The 25,528-nt window shown below is 36.7% G+C and carries 27 protein-coding genes; 26 read left to right on the top strand and 1 reads right to left on the bottom strand.

The genetic code is table 11. The features are described from left to right. The first annotated feature begins 242 nt into the window (after positions 1–242). The 25 genes from D0817_RS16735 (at position 243) to D0817_RS16615 (ending at position 22,598) form a co-directional block, all read left to right on the top strand. Complete coding sequence (locus tag D0817_RS16735; protein ID WP_127339523.1) at positions 243–1,661, top strand: MBL fold metallo-hydrolase; 1,419 nt, start codon at positions 243–245, stop codon at positions 1,659–1,661. Positions 1,662–1,674: 13 nt separating this feature from the next. Beyond that, a complete protein-coding gene (locus D0817_RS16730) occupies positions 1,675–2,217 on the top strand; it encodes a hypothetical protein (RefSeq protein ID WP_127339522.1) in 543 nt (180 codons plus the stop codon). Positions 2,218–2,308: 91 nt separating this feature from the next. Next, positions 2,309–2,878 (top strand): YeeE/YedE family protein, encoded by a 570-nt coding sequence (locus D0817_RS16725; RefSeq protein ID WP_438590673.1) that lies wholly within the window; start codon positions 2,309–2,311, stop codon positions 2,876–2,878. A gap of 10 nt (positions 2,879–2,888) precedes the next feature. Beyond that, on the top strand, positions 2,889–3,368 hold the full coding sequence (locus D0817_RS16720; RefSeq protein ID WP_127339521.1) for a DUF6691 family protein: 480 nt from the start codon (positions 2,889–2,891) through the stop codon (positions 3,366–3,368). A 25-nt stretch (positions 3,369–3,393) separates the two neighbouring features. Beyond that, on the top strand, positions 3,394–3,909 hold the full coding sequence (locus tag D0817_RS16715) for a GNAT family N-acetyltransferase (protein ID WP_127339520.1): 516 nt from the start codon (positions 3,394–3,396) through the stop codon (positions 3,907–3,909). Between the two features lie 397 nt (positions 3,910–4,306). Next, positions 4,307–4,771 carry a MarR family winged helix-turn-helix transcriptional regulator gene (locus tag D0817_RS16710; protein WP_127339519.1) on the top strand — a complete coding sequence of 155 codons (465 nt, stop codon included), beginning with the start codon at positions 4,307–4,309 and terminating at the stop codon, positions 4,769–4,771. Between the two features lie 4 nt (positions 4,772–4,775). Then, on the top strand, positions 4,776–5,408 hold the full coding sequence (locus D0817_RS16705) for an NAD(P)H-dependent oxidoreductase (RefSeq protein WP_127339518.1): 633 nt from the start codon (positions 4,776–4,778) through the stop codon (positions 5,406–5,408). Positions 5,409–5,439: 31 nt separating this feature from the next. Beyond that, positions 5,440–6,006 carry a YceI family protein gene (locus D0817_RS16700; protein ID WP_127339517.1) on the top strand — a complete coding sequence of 189 codons (567 nt, stop codon included), beginning with the start codon at positions 5,440–5,442 and terminating at the stop codon, positions 6,004–6,006. A 200-nt stretch (positions 6,007–6,206) separates the two neighbouring features. Further along, the gene (locus tag D0817_RS16695; RefSeq protein ID WP_127339516.1) at positions 6,207–7,487 is read left to right on the top strand and encodes a beta-helix domain-containing protein; all 1,281 of its coding nucleotides are present in this window, start codon (positions 6,207–6,209) and stop codon (positions 7,485–7,487) included. A gap of 299 nt (positions 7,488–7,786) precedes the next feature. Continuing rightward, positions 7,787–9,187, top strand: coding sequence for an anthranilate synthase component I family protein (locus tag D0817_RS16690; protein ID WP_127339515.1), 1,401 nt, complete (start codon positions 7,787–7,789; stop codon positions 9,185–9,187). 91 nt (positions 9,188–9,278) lie between these two features. Beyond that, positions 9,279–9,722: a hypothetical protein gene (locus D0817_RS16685; protein ID WP_127339514.1), complete on the top strand. Its 444-nt coding sequence runs from the start codon at positions 9,279–9,281 to the stop codon at positions 9,720–9,722. An 88-nt stretch (positions 9,723–9,810) separates the two neighbouring features. Then, positions 9,811–10,377 carry an anthranilate synthase component II gene (locus D0817_RS16680; RefSeq protein WP_127339513.1) on the top strand — a complete coding sequence of 189 codons (567 nt, stop codon included), beginning with the start codon at positions 9,811–9,813 and terminating at the stop codon, positions 10,375–10,377. Between the two features lie 117 nt (positions 10,378–10,494). Next, on the top strand, positions 10,495–10,902 hold the full coding sequence (locus tag D0817_RS16675) for a GNAT family N-acetyltransferase (RefSeq protein ID WP_127339512.1): 408 nt from the start codon (positions 10,495–10,497) through the stop codon (positions 10,900–10,902). A 61-nt stretch (positions 10,903–10,963) separates the two neighbouring features. After that, entirely contained in the window at positions 10,964–11,956 is a 993-nt protein-coding gene (gene trpD, locus D0817_RS16670; RefSeq protein WP_127339511.1) for an anthranilate phosphoribosyltransferase, read from the top strand. Between the two features lie 64 nt (positions 11,957–12,020). Then, positions 12,021–12,800, top strand: coding sequence for an indole-3-glycerol phosphate synthase TrpC (trpC, locus tag D0817_RS16665; RefSeq protein ID WP_127339510.1), 780 nt, complete (start codon positions 12,021–12,023; stop codon positions 12,798–12,800). Between the two features lie 196 nt (positions 12,801–12,996). Beyond that, positions 12,997–13,665, top strand: a complete 669-nt coding sequence (locus tag D0817_RS16660; protein ID WP_127339509.1) for a phosphoribosylanthranilate isomerase — start codon at positions 12,997–12,999, stop codon at positions 13,663–13,665. A 3-nt stretch (positions 13,666–13,668) separates the two neighbouring features. Then, positions 13,669–14,850, top strand: a complete 1,182-nt coding sequence (trpB, locus tag D0817_RS16655) for a tryptophan synthase subunit beta (protein WP_127339508.1) — start codon at positions 13,669–13,671, stop codon at positions 14,848–14,850. 58 nt (positions 14,851–14,908) lie between these two features. Further along, a complete protein-coding gene (locus tag D0817_RS16650) occupies positions 14,909–15,226 on the top strand; it encodes a gamma-glutamylcyclotransferase family protein (protein ID WP_127339507.1) in 318 nt (105 codons plus the stop codon). A gap of 47 nt (positions 15,227–15,273) precedes the next feature. After that, positions 15,274–16,011, top strand: coding sequence for a carbon-nitrogen hydrolase family protein (locus D0817_RS16645; protein WP_127339506.1), 738 nt, complete (start codon positions 15,274–15,276; stop codon positions 16,009–16,011). A gap of 144 nt (positions 16,012–16,155) precedes the next feature. After that, positions 16,156–16,917 carry a tryptophan synthase subunit alpha gene (trpA, locus tag D0817_RS16640; RefSeq protein WP_127339505.1) on the top strand — a complete coding sequence of 254 codons (762 nt, stop codon included), beginning with the start codon at positions 16,156–16,158 and terminating at the stop codon, positions 16,915–16,917. Positions 16,918–17,109: 192 nt separating this feature from the next. After that, positions 17,110–17,835 (top strand): hypothetical protein, encoded by a 726-nt coding sequence (locus D0817_RS16635; RefSeq protein ID WP_127339504.1) that lies wholly within the window; start codon positions 17,110–17,112, stop codon positions 17,833–17,835. Positions 17,836–17,970: 135 nt separating this feature from the next. After that, complete coding sequence (locus D0817_RS16630) at positions 17,971–18,600, top strand: TetR/AcrR family transcriptional regulator (RefSeq protein WP_127339503.1); 630 nt, start codon at positions 17,971–17,973, stop codon at positions 18,598–18,600. Beyond that, on the top strand, positions 18,590–19,912 hold the full coding sequence (locus D0817_RS16625; protein WP_127339502.1) for a TolC family protein: 1,323 nt from the start codon (positions 18,590–18,592) through the stop codon (positions 19,910–19,912). Before D0817_RS16630 ends, D0817_RS16625 begins: the two co-directional genes overlap by 11 nt. Before the next feature lie 12 nt (positions 19,913–19,924). Beyond that, positions 19,925–21,004 (top strand): HlyD family secretion protein, encoded by a 1,080-nt coding sequence (locus D0817_RS16620; RefSeq protein ID WP_127339501.1) that lies wholly within the window; start codon positions 19,925–19,927, stop codon positions 21,002–21,004. A 4-nt stretch (positions 21,005–21,008) separates the two neighbouring features. Beyond that, on the top strand, positions 21,009–22,598 hold the full coding sequence (locus D0817_RS16615) for an MDR family MFS transporter (RefSeq protein WP_127339500.1): 1,590 nt from the start codon (positions 21,009–21,011) through the stop codon (positions 22,596–22,598). A 402-nt stretch (positions 22,599–23,000) separates the two neighbouring features. Here the strand turns inward: D0817_RS16615 and yaaA are convergent, their stop codons facing one another. Beyond that, on the bottom strand, positions 23,001–23,759 hold the full coding sequence (yaaA, locus tag D0817_RS16610) for a peroxide stress protein YaaA (RefSeq protein WP_127339499.1): 759 nt from the start codon (positions 23,757–23,759) through the stop codon (positions 23,001–23,003). A 338-nt stretch (positions 23,760–24,097) separates the two neighbouring features. Here yaaA and D0817_RS16605 point away from each other — a divergent pair, with 338 nt between their 5' ends. Then, entirely contained in the window at positions 24,098–25,525 is a 1,428-nt protein-coding gene (locus tag D0817_RS16605; RefSeq protein WP_167470952.1) for a CCA tRNA nucleotidyltransferase, read from the top strand. Positions 25,526–25,528: the final 3 nt, after the last annotated feature.

The raw sequence follows: 25,528 nt of genomic DNA, 5'->3' as shown, positions 1-25,528 counted from the left end.
ATGTAAGTGATGTAAGTTCATTTAAGCTTTGAGCACAGGAAGTGAAACCTTAATTTTATTTAAATAACTTTATATAGATTTTTTTTCTATCCTATAAGTTACTAAGCTTAATGCAAATTACGCACTGCCTTAAATGAACTTAAATCACTTATATGGTAAAAATTCCATTTCTGTAACATTAGTCACTTATTCTTTAGAAAAACCGAGTTATCTTTGTAAACCATTATTTAGATTCCCAAATCATGAAAATTGAACAAATTTACACCGGATGCCTTGCACAGGGTGCTTACTATATAACTTCAGACGGTGAAGCTGCGATTATTGACCCGTTAAGAGAAATTCAGCCGTACTTAGATCGTTTAGAACGTGATGCCGTAAAATTGAAATATATTTTTGAAACGCATTTCCACGCTGATTTTGTTTCCGGACATATCGATTTAAGCAAAGAAACTCAGGCGCCAATTGTTTACGGACCTAATGCTGCCTGCGAATTTGACTGCATTTCCGCGAAAGACGGACAGGAATTTAAAATCGGAAAAATTACGATTAAAGCCCTGCACACTCCCGGGCACACCATGGAAAGCACCACCTATTTACTGATTGATGAAAACGGAAAAGACCATGCGATTTTCTCCGGAGACACTTTATTTATCGGAGATGTAGGAAGACCGGATCTGGCACAAAAAGCAGCCGGAATGACACAGGATCAGTTGGCCGGAATTTTATTTCATTCTCTAAGAGATAAAATCATGACTCTGGCAGACGATGTCATCGTATATCCTGCACACGGAGCCGGAAGTGCCTGTGGAAAAAACATGAGCAAAGAAACTGTTTCGACAATCGGAAATCAAAAAGCAACCAATTATGCTTTACGTGCCAATATGACCGAAGCTGAATTTATTACCGAAGTGACTGACGGATTATTGCCTCCCCCAGCCTATTTCAGTATGAATGTAGCGATGAATAAAAACGGTTATGAAAGTTTTGAATCGGTTTTGCATAACGGAATGAAAACCATAAAAGCCGAAGAATTTGAAGCTGTAGCCGAAGAAACCGGAGCTTTGATTCTGGATACCAGAAGTGCTGCCGATTTTAGCAAAGGGTTTATCCCGCAATCTATTAATATCGGAATCAATGGTGATTTTGCACCCTGGGTGGGAACTTTAATTGCTAATGTAAAACAACCTATTATACTGGTTACCGAAATTGGTCTGGAAGAAGAAACGGTAACACGCTTAAGCCGTGTTGGGTTTGATTCCATTATTGGACATCTGGAAGGTGGTTTTGAAGCCTGGCAAAAAGCCGGTTTTGAAATTGATACTGTTAACCGAATTACCGCTGCACAATTTGCAACTGAATTTAAAATTGACGAAGACAAAGTAATCGACATTCGTAAAGAAACCGAATACGCTGCAGAACATATCGATGAAGCTTACAACAAACCATTGGCTTTTATCAACGACTGGGTAAAAGATATTAATCCGAACGAGCATTTTTACCTGCATTGCGCCGGAGGTTACCGCAGTATGATTGCAGCTTCTATTTTGCAGGCACGCGGGTTTAGAAATTTTTCAGAAGTGGAAGGCGGTTTTGGGGCGATCTCGAAAACTGAAATCCCAAAATCTGATTTTGTTTGCCAGAGTAAGGTTCTGAAAGCTTAAAATAATTTTAGAAATGAAGCCAAATTATTACAAATACTGGGAAACTTGCGTCGAATTTATTGAAAAAGGAGAAATTGAAAATGCTGAAAATTTTGCTCTAAATATTGCATCTACGTTGACGGTACCTAAAGATTTGATTAATAAAATAATAACAGTTAATCTAAAAAGCTACGAAAAAAAGATCGAAGAAAAAATGCCTGACTGTATTCAGCGTGCTAAAATTGAAAATTCGGATGCATTATGTCTTTATTACAGCTTAGATAATGGTTGGGACAGTATAATGTATATTTGCAAAAACTACAGTAAAGGAACAGGAGACTGGATAAGTAATGACTACACAAGCATTATTGATATTGGTAAAGCCAGAGGTTTCTCCGGAATTTTTAAAAAAAAGGCAGAATCAGCATTTTTTACTGATAAAATTAGCTCAGGAATATGTATTTTACTGATGTTGAGAACTACAATTGCCTTTTATAATGTGGCAAAAAAATTCAAAGATTGTGGATTAAAACTTTGTATTACAGCGACAGAAAGTGATTTTGTTAGAGTAATTTAGTAACTCTATTAACAAAAAGCACAACACGAGTATAAAATCAAATATTTAAGCGATCAAAAGTTTATTAATTAAGTAATTCTAATAGTAAAAAATGAGCATAATAGAAATTTTGAGAGAACCATGGCCTTGGTACGTTTCGGGTCCGTTGATTGGGTTGACTGTACCTGTTTTGTTGCTGATCGGCAATAAGTCATTTGGAATCAGTTCCTCTTTGCGACATATTTGTGCGGCTTGTATTCCGGCAAATATTTCATTCTTTAAATACGACTGGAAAAAAGAAAGCTGGAATTTATTTTTCGTTTTCGGAATTTTCCTTGGCGGAGTGATTGCAGCTTATTTTCTTTCAAATCCAAATCCGGTTGAAATTACCGCCAAACTTTCAGCGCAATTAGCTACTTACGGAATAACGGATCGTTCGGGATTAATGCCTAAAGAACTTTTCTCGTGGGAAAGTTTAATGACACTTCGCGGTTTTATTATGATTGTTGTCGGTGGATTTTTAGTAGGTTTTGGAACACGTTATGCGGGTGGCTGTACGAGCGGACATGCAATTATGGGAATTTCAAATTTACAATGGCCTTCATTAGTTGCGACCATCTGTTTTATGATTGGCGGTTTTTTTATGGCCAATTTGATTTTACCTTATATTCTTTCACTTTAAAATTTCAAAAATGAATCATTTAGAAAATCAAAATACAGACACAGAAGGAATCAACGGAAGCCAATTGAAAGATTCCGCATTATCAAACCTGAAATATGGTATCGTTGGAATCTTCTTTGGAATTATTTTCGTAAAAGCAGAAATCATCAGCTGGTACCGCATTCAGGAAATGTTTCAATTACAATCCTTCTTTATGTACGGTGTCATTGGCAGCGCGGTCGTTGTCGGAATTATATCCGTTCAGCTGATCAAAAGATTCAATATTAAAACCATTCAGGGCGAAAAAATAGAAATTCAGCCGAAGACCTTTAATAAAGGACAAATCTATGGCGGACTAATGTTCGGATTTGGCTGGGTATTGACAGGAGCTTGTCCCGGGCCTTTGTTTGCGCAAATCGGGACCGTAGTTACTGTAATTGTGGTCACTCTGGTCAGTGCCATTGCAGGCACCTGGTTTTATGGTCTTATTAAAGACAAACTGCCTCATTAATACCTTAAATAGTTAGATTAAAAAAATGAGCTTAACAGAATTACAATTAAGAAAAGCAAATCTTTCAGAAGTACCTCAAATTTGGGAAATTATACAAGATGCTATCGAACAAAGGCGTTTAGAAGGAAGCAAACAATGGCAAGACGGTTATCCAAACGAACTTTCAATTACAAATGACATCAATACTGGTTTTGGCTACGTTCTTACCGAAAACGAAACCATTTTATGTTACGCAGCCATTATTTTCGACATAGAACCCGCTTACGAAGAAATAGAAGGCCAATGGCTTACTAACGGTGATTATGTTGTGGTACATCGTGTGGCCGTTTCAAAACTGGCAAAAGGAAAAGGTATCGCTACAAAACTCTTTCAAAAAACAGAAGATTTAGCAATCCAACAGAAAGTGTATAGTATTAAGGTAGATACTAACTTTGATAACACTCCAATGTTGAAAATCCTAGACAAACTAAACTATACGTATTGTGGTGAAGTCTATTTTAGAGGGGCGGCACGAAGAGCGTACGAGAAAAAGTTAGCTTAAAATAAATAAAGTCAGTTATGACGAGAAACCCGACAGTGTTTAAAAACCTGTCGGGTTTTCTCGTATCGTACACCCGCGTGAGGGATAGAAGCAGTCCGCCGCAACGGAGCGTATAGCCCGACAGCAGACCGATGAGAGGGCGTATAATCGCCAGGTAAATTTGCCCTCTCATCGGTCTGGTGGCACGCCCCTACTCTATTTTAGATTTCTGAGTTTAGATTTTTGAATTTTAAACTTTTATTTCAATCAAATTTTGCATTACTTTTATACTAATTTTATAGAGTTAGTGAAATTAAAAAATACCCGTTAATTTAATTAACAAAAAATTAACATAACATTTGTATATACAACTATCAAAAGTTATACATTTGTATATACAAATTATACACTTACGACTATGACAATTGAAGAGGTTATAAAAAGTACAGTTAAGATGGATAATGCGAAGAAAGTTATTCTGAATATCATGTACACACAAAATGTGATTCAGGATCATTTCAACGAGTTGATAAGACCGTATGATTTGTCCGGAGAGCAATATAATGTACTGCGTATATTGAGAGGCCAAAAAGGAAATCCTGCCAATATGTGTATGATACAGGAACGTATGCTGGCCAAAACAAGTAACACTACCCGACTGGTTGACAAACTTTTACTGAAAGATTACGTAACCCGGAATGTTTGTCCGGGCAACAGACGAAAAATAGAAGTTGCCATCACCCAGAAAGGACTGGATGTTTTAAAGGAATTAGATCCGAAAGTAGATGAACACGAGCGTTTATTTGCCGAAAATATAAGTAAGGAAGAATTAGAATTATTAAATATATTATTAGAAAAATACCGAACCAATAAACAAATTTAAGATTATGAGCACATACTTAGAAAGTCTAAATTGGAGATATGCTACAAAAAAATTTGATGCTGCCAAAAAAATCTCTGATGTTGATTTGAATACTATAAAAGAAGCGGTAAGATTAAGCGCTTCTTCTTACGGACTACAACCTTATAAAGTTGTTATCGTTGAAAATCCGGAAATAAGAGAAAAATTAAAAGCGGCTGCTTACGGGCAAACGCAGATTACAGATGCTTCGCAATTATTTATCTTTGCAAATGACGTAAATGTGGGTGATGAAACCGTAAACAATTACATTAAAAATATCAGCGAAACAAGAGGGGTTCCTACTGAAGCTCTGGCAGGATTCAGCGACATGATGAAAGGTATGATCGCAGGTTTGCCAGCTGACGCAAAAAATACGTGGACGACCAAACAAACTTATATCGCTTTAGGCAATTTATTAAGTGTTGCAGCCGAATTAAAAATCGATGCAACACCAATGGAAGGATTTAATGCTGCTGCATTTAATGAAATCTTAGGCTTAGACAAATTAGGCTTAAACGCTTCGGTTATTGCCACTGTAGGATACAGAGATGATGCAGATGAAGCGCAGCATCATATCAAAGTTAGAAAATCACAAGAAGAATTATTTATCAAACTATAATTAATATTAATCCAAAATCAATTTTAACAACATGAAAAATTTAAAAACAATTGCAATAGCATTATTCGTAGCAGTGGCTAGCGTTTCAGTAAACGCACAAACAAAGAAAATCGATGTAAAAGCATCTACTATCAAATGGGTAGGTAAAAAAGTAACAGGAGAGCACTCCGGAACAGTAAACTTCAAAGATGGTGCTTTAGTTTTCAAAGCAAAAAAATTAGTTGGCGGTAGCTTTACTGTAGACATGACTTCTTTAACTGCAACTGACTTAACAGGAGAATACCAAGGAAAATTAAACGGTCACCTTAAAGCTGACGATTTCTTCGGAACTGACAAATTCCCGACAGCAAAATTAGTTTTCAAAACTATCGGAGCTAAAACTACTGACGTTTATACTGTAACTGCTGATTTAACGATCAAAGGAATCACTAAACCAGTAACTTTTGACATCGCTGTAGCTGGAAACACTGCAACTACTGCATTCAAAGTTGACAGAACTAAATACGATATCAAATACAACTCTGGTAACTTCTTCGAAAACTTAGGAGACAAAACTATCAATGACGATTTCGAATTGGCTGTAGCTTTAAAATTCTAATATTTCAGGCTTACTAGTTCACAATATTCAGAAAACCCCAATAGTTTATGCTATTGGGGTTTCTTTTTTGCTATATATTCAAAAAAATAACGTTCTTAATATTCACCTAACACTTTGGTAATACTGATCGCGGTTTTGATTAACATGCGCCTCTTAATTTTGGGTAATTAAAAAAATCAAAAACTAGAAATCAAATAGTTATGAAAACAAAAGTACAATTTGTCCTTATTACCCTTATCAGCAGTTTTTTTCTACAAGCCCAACAACAAACCAAAGGAATTATTGGAACCAATAACTGGATGAACAACTGGACCAATTTTAAACCTGTCGCTAACGAATATAACGAAGCTACCAATATAATTGCCGGAACAATCGATAAAGATACCAAACTCTTAAAACGCAATACCTACCAGTTAGTGGGTGTGGTTTATGTGACCAATAATGCGACTTTGACAATCGAACCGGGAACCGTGATTCGCGGAGACGATAAAAGCTGCGGAACGCTGGTGATCACAAACGGTTCAAAAATTATGGCCGAAGGCTTAGAAACAGATCCGATTGTTTTTACTACAAATAAAGAAAAAACAGAACGAAAACCGGGCGACTGGGGAGGTATAATCATTTTGGGAAAAGCACCGATAAATACCCTTGGAGGTTTGCACACTTTACCATTTGACCTGGAACCGATGTTAAATCACTATGGTGGTTCCGATGCAGAAGACAATTCCGGAATCCTGAAATATGTACGTATCGAATATGCCGGACGAAAATTAAGCGCCCTGAAAGAACTTAACGGACTTTCTTTAGCCGGGGTCGGCAGAAAAACGATTTTAAACAATATTCAGATTAGCTTTTCAAATGATGATTCTTTCGAATGTTACGGAGGAGATATTAATATGAGCAACTTAGTTTCATACCGCACTACTGATGATGATTTTGATTTTACCCAGGGAGCCCAGATCAATATCAGCAACAGTATTGCGATCCGTCATCCTTTCTCTTCAGATGTTTCGGGATCGAGATGTTTTGAGGTAGATTCTTATGATAAAATTCAAAATACCGATATGAGCAAAAAACTGACCCGTATTAATGCCAGCAATATTACACTTGTAAATCTTGAGGAAAATAATCAGGGATTGGTAAGAGAAGCTGTTTATGTGAGAGAGAATACCCTTTTTAACTTAAGCAACAGTATTGTGTCGGGCTTTACTCCTTTTGCCTTACTGGAAGAAAATATCGGAAACAGTGATGCCAACTTAGCTAAAATCACCTTTAAAAACGTCATTGTAAACAATTGTAATGGCGGAATTACAAGCGAATCGAGTGGTACAACCCCGGCTATTGAAAATTGGTATAATAAACCTGAATTCGGAATCGGATACACAAAAATGAAGAACAGCGAGTTGTTTACCACGCCAAATATCAAGGGAAGTCCGGATTTCAGAGCGAACCAAAACAACACGATTGCAATTGGAAACTAAGCAATTAAAAGTCCTTTACTCTTTTAGAATTTAACAAATTTCTAAATTTAGAAAAGATTTTTTTGAAATTTTATGTCTTGTAATCCAAATTACATTTATATCTTTGTCCCAACAAAAAAAAGAAATGAGAACAATTTTAAACAATACTTGGTGGTGGAAGAATTTACGTCAAACGTCGTGAACAAAGCTTCCTATGGTACTGTAAAACTATAAATATAAAAGGCTTGTCATCACGACAAGCCTTTTTTTTTGGTCACAATCTAAATGAAAAATAGTAAACTATAAAAAAACGAAATACATTGAAACCTTTTATACTCAACACACACTACAAACAAATTCTGGCAGACACTATAACGCCGGTGAGCATTTATTTTAAAATCAGGGATAAGTTTCCCAATAGTTTATTATTGGAAAGTAGTGATTACCACGGAAACGACAACAGTTTTTCTTATATCTGCTGTAATCCGATTGCTACGATTAAAATTGAGAACGAAATAATCTCAAAAACATTCCCTGACGGAACTACAGAAGCCATTTCCATAACTGCTTCAACCAATATTCCCGAAGTAATTCAGGAATTTTCAAGTCAGTTTCAATCGGAGAAAAATGATTTTAAATTCATCAACAATGGTTTGTTTGGATACATCTCCTACGATGCTGTTCGTTATTTCGAAAAAGTAAACATTGCCAAAAAAGACAACGCAACTTCCATTCCGGATGTTTTTTATGCCGTGTATCAAAATATTATCGCCATTAATCACTTCAAAAATGAAGCTTATATCTTCTGCCACAGCGTAGACGGAAGAAACAATATTTCGGAAATTGAACAATTGCTGCAGTCGAGAAATATTGCCTCTTATAAATTCAGTAAAGAAGGCGAAGGATTTTCGAATCTGACGGATGCCGAATTCAAACACAATGTAGCATTGGCCAAAAAACACTGTTTCCGTGGCGATGTTTTCCAACTGGTTTTATCCCGTCGTTTTACCCAAGGTTTCAAAGGAGATGAATTTAATGTTTACAGAGCCTTAAGAAGCATAAACCCTTCTCCCTATTTATTCTTTTTTGATTACGGAGATTTCAAAATATTCGGTTCTTCTCCCGAGGCTCAGATTATCGTAAAAAACAGAAAAGCAGAAATTCATCCGATTGCCGGAACATTCAAAAGAACCGGGAATGACGAACGCGATGCACTTTTAGCCAAAGAACTTTCGGAAGATAAAAAAGAAAACAGTGAACACGTGATGTTAGTCGATTTGGCCCGAAATGATCTGAGCCGAAACGGTCACGATGTAAACGTGGAGAAATACAGGGAAGTTCAGTTTTTCTCGCATGTCATTCACTTAGTTTCAAAAGTGACAGGCCATTTACATGAAAAAGCGACTACTATGCAGGTGGTTGCTGATACTTTTCCGGCAGGAACCTTAAGCGGTGCACCAAAGCACAGAGCGATGCAATTGATCGAAGATTACGAAAAAACCAACCGTAATTTCTACGGCGGAGCCATCGGTTTCATGGATTTTGAAGGCAATTTTAATCACGCGATCATGATTCGGACTTTCCTTAGTAAAAACCACCAGTTACATTGTCAGGCAGGCGCCGGAATCGTGGCAAGTTCAGACGAGGAAAGCGAAATGCAGGAAGTTTATAACAAGCTACGAGCGTTGCATACAGCACTTGAAATGGCAGAGCAGATTTAGTGTTCAGTCGCTCCCGATTAGTCGCGGTCACAGTCACAACCTGAAACTTGAAATCTGAAACCTGAAACAAAAAAAACCAACCATAAAAATCATGAAAAAAGCACTATCACTTTTAATTTTAATACTCACCATTTCGGCTTGTACTTCAGATAAAAAACAAAACGCTATTGAAGGAACCTGGCGTTTGATATCGGCAGAAACCACAGAGAAAGATTCGACTTTTTCGACTTTTAATGCGAAAACAAAAATGATTAAAATTATAAACGATTCGCACTTTGCTTTTTTCAATCATGATTTAAATAACGGCAAAGATTCAACAGCCGCAGTATTTTTTGGCGGAGGCGGAAAATATACGTTGAAAGACAGTATGTATACCGAAAACCTGGAATATTTTAGTAACCGCCAATGGGAAAACAACAAGTTTGAATTTGTAGTAAAAGTTAAAAATGATACGCTGATTCAGAAAGGAATAGAAAAAGTAGAAAAATTAGGTATTGACCGCATTATAGTCGAGAAGTACGTTAGAGAAAAATAAAAATTTAGTTTCAGGTTTTCTTTGTTTCAGGTTTCAAGTTATTGGAAAATGAAACTTGAAACCTGAAACCTGAAACAAAAAAATAAAAATGAAAAAAATATTAGTTATAGACAATTACGATAGTTTCACTTACAACTTAGTGCACTATTTAGAAGATTTAAATTGTGAAGTTACGGTTTACAGAAACGATGAGTTTGATATCGACGAAATAGCTTCTTTCGATAAAATATTGCTTTCGCCCGGACCGGGAATTCCGGATGAAGCAGGATTATTAAAAGCAGTAATTCAGAAATATGCCCCGACCAAAAGCATTTTAGGCGTTTGCCTGGGACAACAGGCAATCGGAGAAGTTTTTGGAGGAACGCTCTCTAATCTTGACAAAGTCTACCACGGCGTTGCCACCAACGTCAAAACAGTAGTTTCCGATGAAATCCTGTTTGAAGGTTTAGGAAATGAATTTGAAGTAGGCCGTTATCACTCCTGGGTAGTGGATGCCAATTTGCCTGAAGTTCTTGAAGCAACTTCAATAGACGAAAACGGACAAATCATGTCGCTGAGACACAAAACTTTTGACGTAAGAGGTGTTCAGTTTCATCCGGAAAGTGTCCTGACGCCAAAAGGAAAATTGATTTTGGAGAACTGGATAAAGAGTTAGTGACAGTTTACAGTCTCAGTATTCAGTCTTTCCCGATAGCTATCGGATTAGTATCAGTTAAAATGGAACAAATAATCTTAGAAACTTAGCCTCTCAGCAACTTAGAACCTCAAAAAAATGACCATAGCAATTTTAGAAACCAAAGAAATTAATCTCGAAGACATATTAGTACTCTATAAAGAAAACGAATGGAGTTCGGCCAATAAACCTAACGAATTGTATAACGCTCTTTTGAATTCCGAAACGTTAATAACCGCCTGGGAAGGGGAAAAACTGGTTGGGCTTGGCAATGCGATTTCTGATGGATATTTAACGGTTTATTATCCGCATTTATTAGTGCTTCCAGAATATCAGGGAAAAGGAATCGGGAAACTGATTATGGATAAAATGCAGGAGAAGTACAGTCACTTTCACATGCAAATGTTAACCGCTGACGGAAGGGCTGTTGACTTTTATAAAAAGAACGGATTTGAGCGTGCAGGAAAAACAGAACCCATGTGGATTTATCAGGGAAATGAACATTGAAAAAGCAGACAGTCTCAGTCTCAGTTTACAGTCGTAGCAGAAAACTTAGAACCTCAAAAAAATGAAAAATATATTAAATAAATTAATCAACCACGAAGTGCTTACCAAAGAAGAAGCAAAAACGGTATTGATTAATATTTCAAGCGGAGCGTACAATCCGAGTCAGATTTCAGCTTTTTTAACTGTGTTTATGATGCGCAGTATTACGATAGACGAACTTTCCGGTTTTCGTGAAGCACTATTGGAATTATGCATCCGTGTTGACTTATCGGCCTACAATACGATCGATTTATGCGGAACCGGTGGTGACGGAAAAGATACATTCAATATTTCGACTTTAGCTTCCTTTATTGCTGCGGGAGCCGGAATAAAAGTGGCAAAACACGGGAATTACGGAGTTTCCTCTATTTCCGGATCCAGTAACGTCATGGAAAAAATGGGCATTAAATTTAGCAATGATCCTGACTTTTTGGAAAAATGTATCGATCAGGCCGGAATTTGCGTTTTGCATGCACCTTTATTTCACCCGGCAATGAAAAATGTGGGGCCGATCAGAAAAGAACTGGCCGTAAAAACATTCTTCAATATGTTAGGACCAATGGTAAATCCGTCGTTTCCTAAAAATCAATTGGTAGGTGTTTTCAATTTAGAATTAGCCAGAATGTATGCTTATTTATACCAGAATACCGAAGTTAATTTTACCATCCTGCACTCGCTTGACGGTTATGATGAAATTTCGTTAACCGGTCCGACAAAAATCATTACCAGTACTATGGAAGGCATGCTAAAACCGGATGATTTTGGTGTTCGCCTTTTAGCACAAAGCGAGATCGAGGGCGGAAGAACCATCGAAGAGTCAGCAGAAATGTTTACCAGTATCATTTCCGGAAAAGGAAGCGAAGCCCAAAACAATGTGGTTTGTGCCAATGCGGCAATGGCGATTGCAACGGTAACAAAATGTTCTCCACAGGAAGGTTTTAAACAGGCGAAAGAAAGTTTATTCTCCGGAAAAGGATTGAAAGTATTGAACAAACTGAAAGAATTAAGCAAGTAAAAAAATAGTTTCAGGTTTCAGGTTGCTGGAACGTGAAACCTGAAACCTGAAACAAAAAATAACCATGAATATTTTAGATAAAATTATCTTCGATAAACAACGGGAAGTTGTCCTTAAAAAATCGATCATTCCGGTTTCACAATTGGAAAATTCGGTATTTTTTGAAAGAGAGACAATCTCCTTAAGTCAAAAATTAAGACAAAGTACAACCGGGATTATTGCAGAACACAAACGTCGCTCCCCTTCAAAATCAGTTATAAATCATAATTTTACTGTGGAAGAAGTCGTAAAAGGATATGAAAGTGCAGGTGCCTGCGGAATTTCTGTTTTAACTGACGGAAAGTATTTTGGCGGTTCACTCGATGATTTAATTTTAGCAAGAGCTTCAGTAAATATTCCGCTTTTGCGAAAAGAATTTATTGTAGACGAATATCAGATTCTCGAAGCCAAAGCTTTTGGAGCCGATTTGATTTTACTGATTGCCGCGGTATTAACCCGCGAAGAAATCAAATCATTGTCCGGATTCGCCAAAAAGCTAGGTTTAGAAGTTTTACTCGAAGTTCACAATCAGGAAGAATTAGAAAAATCGATTATGCCAACGCTTGATATGATTGGCGTGAACAACCGAAACCTCAAAACCTTCGAAGTAAGCCTGGATTTCAGCAAACAGCTGGCCTCCCGGATTCCGGATGATTTTGTAAAAGTTTCCGAAAGCGGCATTTCATCGGTTGAAGCTATTTCGGAACTAAGACCTTATGGGTATAGCGGTTTTTTAATCGGGGAAAATTTTATGAAAACCGATAATGCGGGAAAGGCCGCAAGGGAATTTATTAGACAGCTTTAGGCTGTAGGCTTTAAGCAATACGCTTTTTTCAACATTATTAAAATTAGCCTACTGCCTAAAGCTTAAAGCATAAAGCCTTTTCTCAACATTATTAAAATTAGCCTACTGCCTAAAGTTTAAAGCATAAAGCCTTTTCTCAACATTACTATAATTAGCCTAAAGCGTAAAGCTTACAGCTTAAAGCATTAAAAAAAAAATGAAACTAAAAATATGCGGAATGAAATATCCCGATAATATTCTCGAAGTGGGAGCTGTCCTGCCCGATTATATGGGGTTTATTTTCTACGAAAAATCCGCTCGCTATTTTGACGGAACGATTCCGGAACTGATCAAAACAATCAAAAAAACAGGTGTTTTTGTAGATGCCACTGTCGATTATATCATGTCGAAGGTCAACAAATATCATTTACAGGCTGTTCAGCTGCACGGAAATGAATCCGTTGAGTTCTGTCAGGAATTAAAAAAGAAAATCGATGGCAAAATTGATGCGAAAGTTGAAATCATAAAAGTTTTTTCCGTTGGTGAAGATTTTGATTTCGATATTTTAACTCCTTTTGAAAAGTTATGCGATTATTTTTTATTTGATACAAAAGGAAAATTACCAGGCGGAAACGGAACTGCTTTCGACTGGACGATATTAGAAAAATACAAATCGGAGAAGCCGTTTTTCTTAAGCGGCGGTATCGGAATCGATGAAATACCGATGATAAAAAAACTTAAGTTACCCATTTATGCCATTGATATAAACAGTAAATTTGAGATTGAACCCGGATTAAAAAATATAAAATTGTGCAGAGAGGCCTATGTAGAGACGCACGCCAGTGCATCAGTACGCGCCCGTCTCCAGGAAATAAAAAACAGATAAATTATGAACTATAATGTTAACGAAAAAGGATACTACGGCGAATTTGGGGGAGCTTACATCCCCGAAATGCTGTATCCAAATGTAGAAGAGTTACGCCAGCAATATTTAAAAATTATCGCTGAACCGGATTTCAAAGCAGAATTTAACCAATTGCTAAAAGATTACGTTGGACGTCCAAGTCCGCTTTATTTCGCCAAACGTCTGTCTGAAAAATACAATACCAAAGTCTATCTGAAAAGAGAAGACTTAAACCATACCGGAGCACATAAAGTCAACAACACTATTGGGCAAATACTCGTTGCCAAACGTCTGGGCAAAAAACGAATTATTGCAGAAACCGGCGCAGGTCAGCATGGTGTGGCAACAGCAACGGTTTGTGCCTTGATGGGAATGGATTGCATTGTTTACATGGGCGAAATTGACATTGCGCGCCAGGCTCCGAATGTGGCAAGAATGAAAATGTTAGGCGCAGAAGTGCGTCCGGCGCTTTCGGGTTCAAGAACCTTAAAAGATGCTACAAACGAAGCCATCCGTGACTGGATTAACAATCCGGTTGACACGCATTATATTATCGGATCTGCCATTGGTCCCCATCCTTATCCGGATATGGTAACCCGTTTTCAGAGTATTATCTCAGAAGAAATAAAATGGCAGCTGAAAGAAAAAGAAGGACGCGAAAATCCTGATTACGTAGTCGCCTGTATTGGTGGCGGAAGCAACGCAGCGGGAACTTTTTATCATTTTTTACACGAGCCTGAAGTAGGTATCATTGCTGTTGAGGCTGCCGGAAAAGGCGTCAACAGTGGTCATAGTGCTGCAACGAGCAAGTTAGGAAAAGTAGGTATTATTCACGGCTGCAAAACACTTTTGATGCAGACTCCGGACGGACAAATTACAGAGCCCTACTCTATTTCTGCCGGTCTGGATTATCCGGGAGTCGGTCCAATGCACGCCCATTTGGCACAAACAGGCCGTGGCGAATTCTTTTCCGTGACCGATGACGAAGCAATGAACGCCGGTTTACAATTAACAAAATTAGAAGGAATTATTCCGGCGATCGAAAGTGCTCATGCGTTTGCCGTTTTGGACCAGAAAAAATTCAAACCAGCCGATGTCGTAGTAATCAGTCTTTCAGGTCGCGGTGACAAAGATTTAGACAATTATATCGAATATTTTAAATTATAATAAAAGTTGTAATTTGGGCGTTATCGCCGCAGACCAATAACAACACAAAACACTATTTATGGAACAGCTATTTTCTTACGGAACATTACAGTCAAAAGAAATTCAGATGCAGGTTTTTAATAAGATCCTGCCCGGAACACCGGACCAGCTGACAGGTTATAAACTAAAGGATTTAAAAATAGAGGAAGAATTTGGAATGACAGATTATTTTGTAGCCATGCCCAGCGAAAATACTTCCGATTTTATCAAAGGAATCGTCTATACGATATCCAGCAAAGATCTGGCAAAAGCAGATTTATTCGAATCTAATGCCTACAAAAGAGTTCAGATCAAACTGAAATCAGGCGTAACGGCATGGATTTACATTGAAAGTTAAAAATCGAGAAACCTCAACCCATAAATATTAAAAAATAATACATCATAATGATTTTAGCAGCAGCACAGACAAAGCCAAAAAGAGGAGATATCGGGTCTAATTTATTGGATCATTATCGTTTGATCGCACTTGCTGCAGAAAAAGGCGCCAATTTAATTGTGTTTCCGGAATTGTCTATTACAGGTTACGAAAGAGAAAATGCAGCGGAATTGGCCTTTACAAAAGACGATTACAGGATAGATCATTTAAAAGAACTGGCGGTCGATCATAATATTACCATTGTTGCGGGCGCCCCCATTCAGAATGAATCAGAATTGTATATCGGTGAATTTATTATTTTTCCGGATAATTCGGTGTCGATATATACCAAGCAATTTTTACATGAAGGAGAAGACGAATTTTTCCAGCCTTCTTTCGATTATAATCCGATGATTACGATTGAAGATCATAAAATTTCGTTTGCTATTTGTGCCGACATAGACAATCCGCTGCATGCTGAAAATGCCGGTAAAAAAGAAACTTCGGTTTATATCGCCAGTATTTTCTTTACGCCAAACGGGATTCCAAATGCATACCGTGATTTACAAAGTTATGCCCAAAAACATAAAATAAATGTTCTGATGTCTAATTTCAGCGGCGAATCCTGGGGCTATCCTTCAGGCGGAAAAAGTGCTTTCTGGAATAACAACGGAGAACTTGTTGCACAAATGAACGATTCAGATTCCGGCCTTTTAATTGTAGAAAATCAAAATGATAACTGGATGAGTCAGGTCATTATCAATTAGAAAAAGAATGCCACAGATTTCACTGATTCTCACAGATTAAATTCTCAAAAAATCATTAAAATCTTTTTAATCTGTGGCAAAAAAATAAATAATTACCCTGTAAGGTTATAAAATATCTGTCAGGAGCAAATAAAAAAATATAAAATGAACAGAATAACTCAAAAATTACAGGAAGATAAGAAAATCCTTTCTATTTATTTTTCGGCGGGATATCCTAATTTAAACGATACGGTTCAAATCATTCAGGATTTGGAAAAAAACGGAGTGGATTTAATTGAAATTGGTTTGCCTTTCAGCGATCCTCTCGCAGACGGACCAACCATCCAGGCAAGTTCAACACAAGCCCTTCATAACGGAATGACAACACAAATTCTTTTCGATCAGTTGAAAAACATTCGCGAAAGCGTAAAAATCCCATTGATCATTATGGGTTATTTCAATCCGATGTTACAATATGGCATTGAGGCATTCTGCAAAAAATGCGCGGAAATCGGTATTGACGGATTGATTATTCCCGATCTTCCGGTTGATGTTTATGCAGACGAATACAAAACTATTTTCGAAAAATACGGTTTAATAAACGTGTTTTTGATTACCCCGCAAACGTCAGACGAGCGCATTCGTTTTATTGACAGCGTTTCAAATGGCTTCATTTATATGGTAAGTTCAGCAAGTGTTACAGGTTCCCAATCCGGTTTTGGAAATGTTCAGGTAGATTATTTCGAAAGAATTGCAGGCATGAACCTGAAAAATCCACAAATCATTGGTTTTGGAATTTCGAATAGGGAGACTTTTAACCAGGCCACCAAATTTGCCAAAGGCGCTATTATCGGAAGTGGTTTTATTAAACATTTGAGTGAAATTGGTTCTGGAAAAATTTCGGAATTTGTTGGAGGGATCCGATAGGTTCTCTTTCTATTATAAAAATTATAACGACGTTTAAAATTTAGATGTCGTTTTTTATTTTGAGAATTAATAACAGAGAAATATTTGTGTAGATTTAATAAATTAAGTTTATCTTTTAAATAAATTTTACATACAATTCTTATATAATAAAATTTTTGCTAAGAAATGCTATTTACAGCTTAAAATATAATTATGACAACAGAACTCAAAAATAAAATACAAGGTATACTTACAGTAACTTCAATAAAAATTCTAAAAGATTATACAAGTAGCGCATTAATGCTAAATGCCTGTCATCTAGCAATAGAAAAGTATAATGACCCCGATCGCAAAATTCTCCTGTCTACAACCGCGAATATACATGAAGATCTTCGACTGAAGCCAGAAATAGAGGAGCAACTTACTAACAATCTTTTAATAGAAAAATATTCAAAAGAAGTTCCTACAAAAATATTTGAATATTATGTTTTAAATTCAGTAAGTGTTGTTGATGCTGCCTTTGAGGATGTATATGAAACTATACTTCAGGAATATGAAAACTCAATTACTGAAAAACAAATTTCTGATAGAATTAGAAACGCATGGACTAATGACAATTTTATAGACTACTTTATAAATAAAACAGGAATTGAAGATAAAAGCAATCCTCAAAAACGCATTAAGGAAACTTTTGACAGATATAAAGAATATAGAATTATTCGACATGCTCTTCTTCATAACAAAGGTGTTTTATCTGATAAGCACATGAGGCAATTAGAAGAGATACATGAAGCTACAGATGAAGACTCAAAATTTAAAACAATGAAAAATCTTCCATTTTATACTGACAAAAAGGTGGAATTAACAAGAGACAGATTCTTAAGTATTCGTAAATTTTTGTATCAATTTATTTATTACTTTATTTTAGCGTTAGAATAAATTTAATTAATTAAAGAGATTATTTAACCCTAAAACTAACTACATGGTTTTCTGTTAATATTGTGTTAAAAATAAATTAAACAAGCGTTTAAATTAAACGCCTGTTTAATTTTGTACCCGATTATAAATGATACCATGTCTAAAGTCGAATTAAACGATAAAAAAATTCAGATCCTTGAGGTCGCGGAAAAGCTATTTTCCGAGAAAGGATTTGAGGGTACATCCATACGGGATATATCGAAAATGGCAAAAATTAATATTGCCATGGTTTCGTATTATTTTGGTTCTAAAGAAAGATTACTGGAGGCTTTACTTCTATACAAAACTTCTGACTTAAAACTGCAAATCGAACTTTTATTGCACGAAAATCTGGAACCTCTTGATAAAGTCAATAAATTAATCGAAATTTACATCAACAGAATCAATTGTAACAGAGGGATTTACAGGATTTTACATTTTGAACTTACTTCTAAAAAAAGAGAAGAAAATCTCGCCGCTTTCACTGAATTAAAAAAAGGGAACTTAAAATCACTGGAAACAATCGTGAAAGAAGGCCAGTCAAAAGGGATTTTCAGAAAAGACGTCATTATTCCATTGATCACTCCGACGATAATGGGAACTTTTTTTCACTTTCACATGAACAAACCTTTCTTTGAGGAACTTTTAAATTTAAATACAGAAACGTTATACAACGATTATATTAAAAACAGTCTTACAAAGCACATTCAACAAACTATAAAAGCGCTACTTGTTTATGAAAATTAGTCAATTAATGCTCTTTGGGATTTTCTTTATCGGAATATCATCAATAGAAGCACAAGAAAAAACAAGTTTAACCTTAGACGAAGCCGTTAAACTGGCCTGGGAAAAAAGTAACGAAGTTACTCTTGCCAACACTAAGGTAAACTCAAGAAAATATGAGTTACAAACGGTTAAAAACAACCAATACCCTGATTTAAAAATTCAAGGGCAGTACCAAAGGTTAACAAAAGCTTCCATCGACATGCACAATGACGAAGCAAGTGCAGAGCCAATGGCTTCTCCGGATCGCGCAATGTTTGGTATGGCCAATCTGAGTCTTCCGATTTTTTCAGGATTTAAAATTCAGAGCAGTATAGAAGCTTACGACAATCTGTATGAGGCTGAAAGTGCCAACGCAGCGAAGACTAAAGAAGATGTTGCTTTACGTGTCATTACCTATTACACTGCTTTATACAAAGCTCAAAAAACACTAGATCTTTTAAACGAAAATCAAAAACAGGCACAACAGCGTGTAACTGATTTTACGGAACTGGAGAAAAACGGAATCATTCCAAGAAATGATTTACTGAAAGCGCAGTTATTGGTTTCCAAAACGAAATTATCTATTGATGAAGCGAATAACAACATCAATAACATTAATTTTTACCTGACTACCTTATTAAAATTAGATCCGACAGTAAAACTTCAGGTGAATGAATCTGATTTCTTCAATTTAAAAACGACTAATGCGCCGACTTCAGATGCTTTAGCCCTTGAAAGCAGAAAAGATTTAGAAGCTATTCGTTTTCAGCAAAAAGCCAGTGAGGCCAATATTAGAGTTGCAAAATCAGGATATTATCCTTCTCTTGCCTTATTGGGTGGCTATACGGCGTTAGACCTTAAAGATATTATTACCGTAAAATACGCCATGAATTTTGGGGTTGGCTTAACGTATGATTTATCCGGAATCCTGAAAAACAGCGCTCATGTACGTGAGGCTGAAAGCAAAGCACTTGAAGTAAAAAATACGGAAGCGGTTATGACCGACCGAATTAAAGTAGAAGTTCAGAAATCTATTGAAGATTACAGCTTAGCAATAAATCAGAGTGTGGTTTATGACGAAGCGCTTCAGCAGGCAGCGGAAAACTACAGACTTGTAAAAGACAAATTTGATAATGGCTTATCGGATACCAATGACCTGGTGGAAGCTGACGTTGAACAACTTAATGCCAAAATAAACACCGCTTTATCTAAAGCAGCCATTATTCAAAAATATTACGAATTACTGTCAGTATCAGGACAATTATCACAATCATTCAATCTTTCTAAAATATAATCGATAGCTCTCATGGAAAAGAAAAAAACAAATACTAAATTCATCATTATACTAACCGTTTTGGTTTTAGTGGGCGGAACTTACGGAATAACAAAATACATGCATTCACAAGGTCACGAAGAGACAGATGATGCCCAGATCGAGAAAAAAATGAACCCGATTATCCCAAGAGTATCCGGTTATATCAGCAAGGTTTATGTAAAAGATAATGATTTTGTAAAAAAGGGAGATACTTTATTTACAATTGACAAAAGAGATTACCAATTGAAAATTGACGAAGCAAATGCGGCCCTTTTAGGAGCTGAAGGTCAATACGAAGCTGCTAAAGCTGATATTGGAAGTGCTTACGCAAGTATTTCTGTTTCTGATGCTCAAATGAGATCCGCAGGTGGTTCTATCGAAAGCGCAAAAATCAGACTAAGACAGCTTACAAATGATTTCAACCGTTACAATAATTTGTATAAAACACATACGATTACAAAACAGCAATTTGAGCAGGCTCAGACTGCAAAAGACGAAGCTGAAAATCAGGTACGTGTTTTAGAACAACAACAAAGAGCAAGTTCTTTTCAGAAATCAGTAATTCAGTCCAAATCTAAAGTTTCTGACAAACAAACTGAAGTGGCTTCTGCCAACATCAAAAAAGCAAAAACAATGCTGGATGTAGCAAAACTAAACCTTACCTACACTGTTGTAACTGCCGCTATTGACGGTCAGGTTTCTAAAGTTGATATTCAGCCGGGACAACTGGTACAGCCGGGACAATCCTTATTTTATATCATCAATAATACGGAAGCATGGGTTGTAGCTAACTTCAAGGAAACACAATTAAATAAAATGGTTGTGGGTCAGAAAGTAAGCTTAAAAGTTGATGCTTACCCGAACTATGAATTTAAAGGAACTCTAACCTCTTTCTCACCAGCTACAGGTTCCCGTTTTTCTTTATTACCTCCTGATAATGCAACAGGAAACTTCGTAAAAACGATTCAGAGATTACCAGTAAAAATCAGTTTAGATGAATCAAACGATCCTGAGAAAGTAAAATTATTACGTCCGGGAATGAATGTTGATGTAGACGTACATTTAAAATAATATAATGACAGCAGCAGTACAAGGAGATGATGATTTAGTAGAATACGGTTACAGACGTGTCATTATCACGATTACAGCAGTACTTTGTGCCTTGCTTGAAATCGTTGATACGACCATTGTAAACGTAGCACTAACAGACATGCGGGGTAGCCTTGGTGCTACTTTGACTGATGTGGCCTGGGTGATTACAGCATACGCCATTGCGAATGTTATTGTAATACCGATGACGAGCTGGCTATCACAGCAATTTGGAAGACGTAATTATTTTGTGGCCTCTATCATACTATTTACAGTCTGTTCCTTTTTGTGTGGTAATGCCAGTAATATTTGGGAATTAGTTGCTTTTAGGTTTGTTCAGGGTATGGGTGGTGGTGCATTGCTGGTAACAGCACAAACTATTATTACCGAAAGTTACCCCATAGCAAAACGTGGGATGGCACAGGCTATTTACGGAATGGGTGTAATTGTTGGTCCAACTTTAGGTCCGCCATTAGGAGGATATTTAGTAGATAATTATTCCTGGCCGTATATTTTTTATATCAATATTCCGTTGGGAATTATTGCTACCATTCTGGCCATTACTTTTGTAAGAAGCCCGAAATATGGAGAAAAATTAAAAGCAAATCAGGTTGACTGGTGGGGAATTATATTATTAGCCTCTTTTATTGGTTCTTTACAATTCGTTTTAGAACACGGGCAACAAGACGACTGGTTTAACGATTCGCTTATAGTAACCCTAAGTGTTATTACCGTTTTGGGATTAGTATTATTTATCTGGAGAGAACTTACCTATAAACATCCGATTGTAAACTTAAGTGTTTTAAAAGACGGAAACTTACGAATTGGAACCATAATGTGTTTTATTCTTGGTTTCGGTTTATACGGATCAACCCTGATTATCCCGATTTATACGCAGTCCATTTTAGGATGGACAGCAACTGATGCCGGATTATTATTAATTCCGGGTTCGATTACAACAGCGATCATGATGCCATTTGTAGGAAACATGATTCAGAAAGGAGTACCGCAGGCCTATATGGTTGGAGTAGGATTTTTAGTTTTCTTCTTCTTTACCTTTATGATGCAAACCCGAATTACACCTGATACCGGTGTAGAACATATGTACTGGCCTTTAATTTTGAGAGGAATTGGTTTAGGATTACTTTTTGTACCTATTACGACGCTTTCCCTTTCCACTTTAAAAGGAAAACATATTGGTGAAGGAGCCGCTTTTACCGGAATGATGCGACAGTTGGGAGGTTCATTTGGTATTGCCATCATTACCACTTTTATTACCCGTTTCAGTCAGGAGCACAGAGTAAATTTACTCACGAATATAGACCCTGCAAACTATCAGGTTCAACAGCGTATCATAGGAATGCAAAAAGCTTTTGAAGCTAAAGGCTACAGTGCCGATGTTGCCCTTAAAAAAGCCTATCAGGCCATAGATTACGCCGTTTTAAAACAAAGTACCGTAATGTCATACATAGATATTTTCATGTACTTAGGAATAATGTTCTTATTTTGTATACCGATTATTCTTTTCATCAAGAAAGGAAAAAACAAGATTAATCCCGCCGATGCGATGCATTAATAATAATTATAATAATTGATTTATAATACGGAAAGCCGGGCTCTTAATTGAACCCGGCTTTTTTATTTTAATTTTCAGAATGAAATACTATTTAAATCAGAAGTTTGGCTAAAGCCTTTGTTGAATTCAAATAAGTCTCTCCAGCTAAAGCTGTAGGCTATTGAAATTCCAAACCGAAAGCCTTACTATAATTGAGGCAACAAACCTTAGTACCTTAGCCCCTAAGTAACTCAGACCCTACAAAAAAACCTCTGAACCTTTGCAACTTTGAACCTCTGAACCTTCAAAAATCCTATCTGATAAATAACCAAACCTTAGCAGCTTAGCCCCTCAGTAACTCAGACCCTAAAAAAAACCTCTGAATCTTTGCAACTTTGAACCTCTGAACCTTCAAAAAAAAACCTATCTCGTAAACACCAAATGATTTCCTTCTGAAAGATTTGCATCAAACTGGTATCCTTCATAATTGAACACTTTTAAGTCATCAACCGTTTCAGCATTGGTATCGATAATATAACGCACCATCATTCCTCTTGCTTTTTTAGCGAAAAAACTGATTATCTTAAGTTTTCCGTCTTTATAATCTTTAAAATCAGGCGTAATTATAGGCACTTTTAAAGCTTTCACATCAACAGCTGAAAAATATTCGTTACTGGCCAAATTTACAAACAGCTCCCCTTTTGACAGTTCTTTATTCAACGCTTTTGTAACGGGTCCTTTCCAGAAATCATGCAAATTTTTATGCTCTCCGATGGGCAGTTTTGTTCCCATTTCGAGACGGTAGGCCTGCATGAGGTCCAATGGCTTTAAAACACCATAAAGCCCCGATAAAATTCTTAGTTTGTTTTGTAAAACGGCGACTTTTTCCAACGGAATCGTATACGCATCTAAACCGGTATAAACATCACCATCAAAAGTATAAATTGCCGGACGTGCATTTTCGGGCGTAAAAGGCGTTTTCCATTCCTGGTTTCGCTGCCAGTTTAAGTCGGCCAGTTTTTCGGAAATCGACATGAGTTCCGCTAGATCGGCTGGTTTTTTAGGTTTTAAAACTTTGTGAACCTGACGGGCTTCTTTTAGGAAAGCGGGTTCGGTATATTTTGCAGTGGGCAATTCTTTTTCAAAATTTAATGACTTCGCAGGCGATATAACAATTTTCATTTGTGCATTTTTATGTGATTCAAAAATACAAATTGAATTGCTAAAAAAACAGCATTGCAATTGATTTGTTTGATACTGCCATAATTCCCCTTTACCGGCTTTTTTGCTATCAATGACACGAATTTCCGCTAATTTTTATTTTTGGAAGTGCAGTATGATTCGTGAAAATTTGTGGAATTCACCGCAACCTTTTTTTATTTCACAAAATTCACCGCTCCAAACTGTGAATTTCTTCAAAAAAGTGAGCAATAGATTATAATAGGCATTTTCTATGTTGTAAATTTGCAGGCGTTCGATTCTCTTCAGAAATCAACGCTCTATTTAAAATTCTTGAATTCGTGGCTATACAGACAAATTATAAAACAGCTTTACAACATAAAATCTTCGGAATTATTTCGCAGGCCTCTAAGGAACTAAACGTTGACACTTACGTGATCGGCGGCTTTGTCCGTGATCTGCTTTTAAACCGTGGTGCTAAAAAAGACATTGACGTTGTAGCGGTGGGCAGCGGAATCGAACTGGCCTTAAAAGTATCTGAATTACTTCCTAAAAAACCAAAAGTTCAGGTTTTTAAAACTTACGGAACGGCTATGTTACGTTTTGAAGATACGGATATTGAATTTGTTGGTGCCCGAAAAGAATCCTATAATTTTGAAAGCAGGAACCCAATTGTTGAAAACGGAACTCTGGAAGACGATCAGAATCGTCGTGATTTTACCATTAACGCTTTGGCTTTATCCTTAAATGAAACAACTTTTGGCGATCTTTCTGATCCTTTTGGTGGTCTGGCTGATTTAGAAAACAAAGTCATCAAAACACCTTTGGAACCCAGTATTACCTATTCTGACGATCCGTTGCGTATGCTTCGTGCCATTCGTTTTGCCACTCAGCTGGGTTTTGAGATCGAAGAAAATTCATTAGACGCAATTACCAAAAATGCCGAAAGAATAAATATTATTTCCGGAGAAAGAATTGTAGATGAATTAAACAAAATTCTTTCGACTGAAAAACCTTCTGTTGGATTTTTACTTTTATATAAAACCGGACTTTTAGATCTTATTTTACCTGAATTAACAGCGTTGAACCAGGTAGAAGAGATTGAAGGCCACACTCATAAAAACAACTTTTATCACACGCTTGAAGTTGTCGATAATATTTGTCCAAACACCGATGATGTCTGGCTGCGCTGGTCGGCTTTGCTGCACGATATCGGAAAAGCACCGACTAAACGTTTCAATAAAAAACAAGGCTGGACTTTTCACGGACATGAATTTCTCGGTGGAAAAATGGCTAAAAAAATCTTTGAACGCCTGCACATGCCTTTAAATCACAAAATGAAATTTGTGCAGAAAATGGTGATCATGAGCTCGCGCCCAATTGTTCTGGCCCAGGATATCGTAACCGACAGTGCTGTTCGCCGTCTCGTTTTTGATGCGGGAGAAGATGTAGAAAATTTAATGACACTTTGCGAAGCCGATATTACAACCAAAAATCCGTCAAAGTTTAAAAAGTACCATAAAAACTTCGAGATCGTCCGCAAGAAAATTGTTGAAGTGGAAGAACGGGACCATGTCCGTAATTTCCAACCGCCAATTTCCGGAGAAGAAATTATGGAATATTATAATCTAAAACCTTCACGGGAAATCGGTGTTTTGAAAGAAGCCATTAAAGAAGCCATTCTCGAAGGGGAAATTCCAAATGAATATGACGCTGCTTTCGCCTTTATGCAGAAAAAAGCTGAAAAGTTAGGTTTGAAAAAAGTTTAAGAA

Source organism: Flavobacterium cupreum, assembly GCF_003996965.1.
Classification (GTDB): Bacteria; Bacteroidota; Bacteroidia; order Flavobacteriales; family Flavobacteriaceae; genus Flavobacterium; species Flavobacterium cupreum.
The sequence above is the reverse complement of the archived record's forward strand: the minus strand, read 5'-3'. Positions and strand labels throughout refer to the sequence as shown.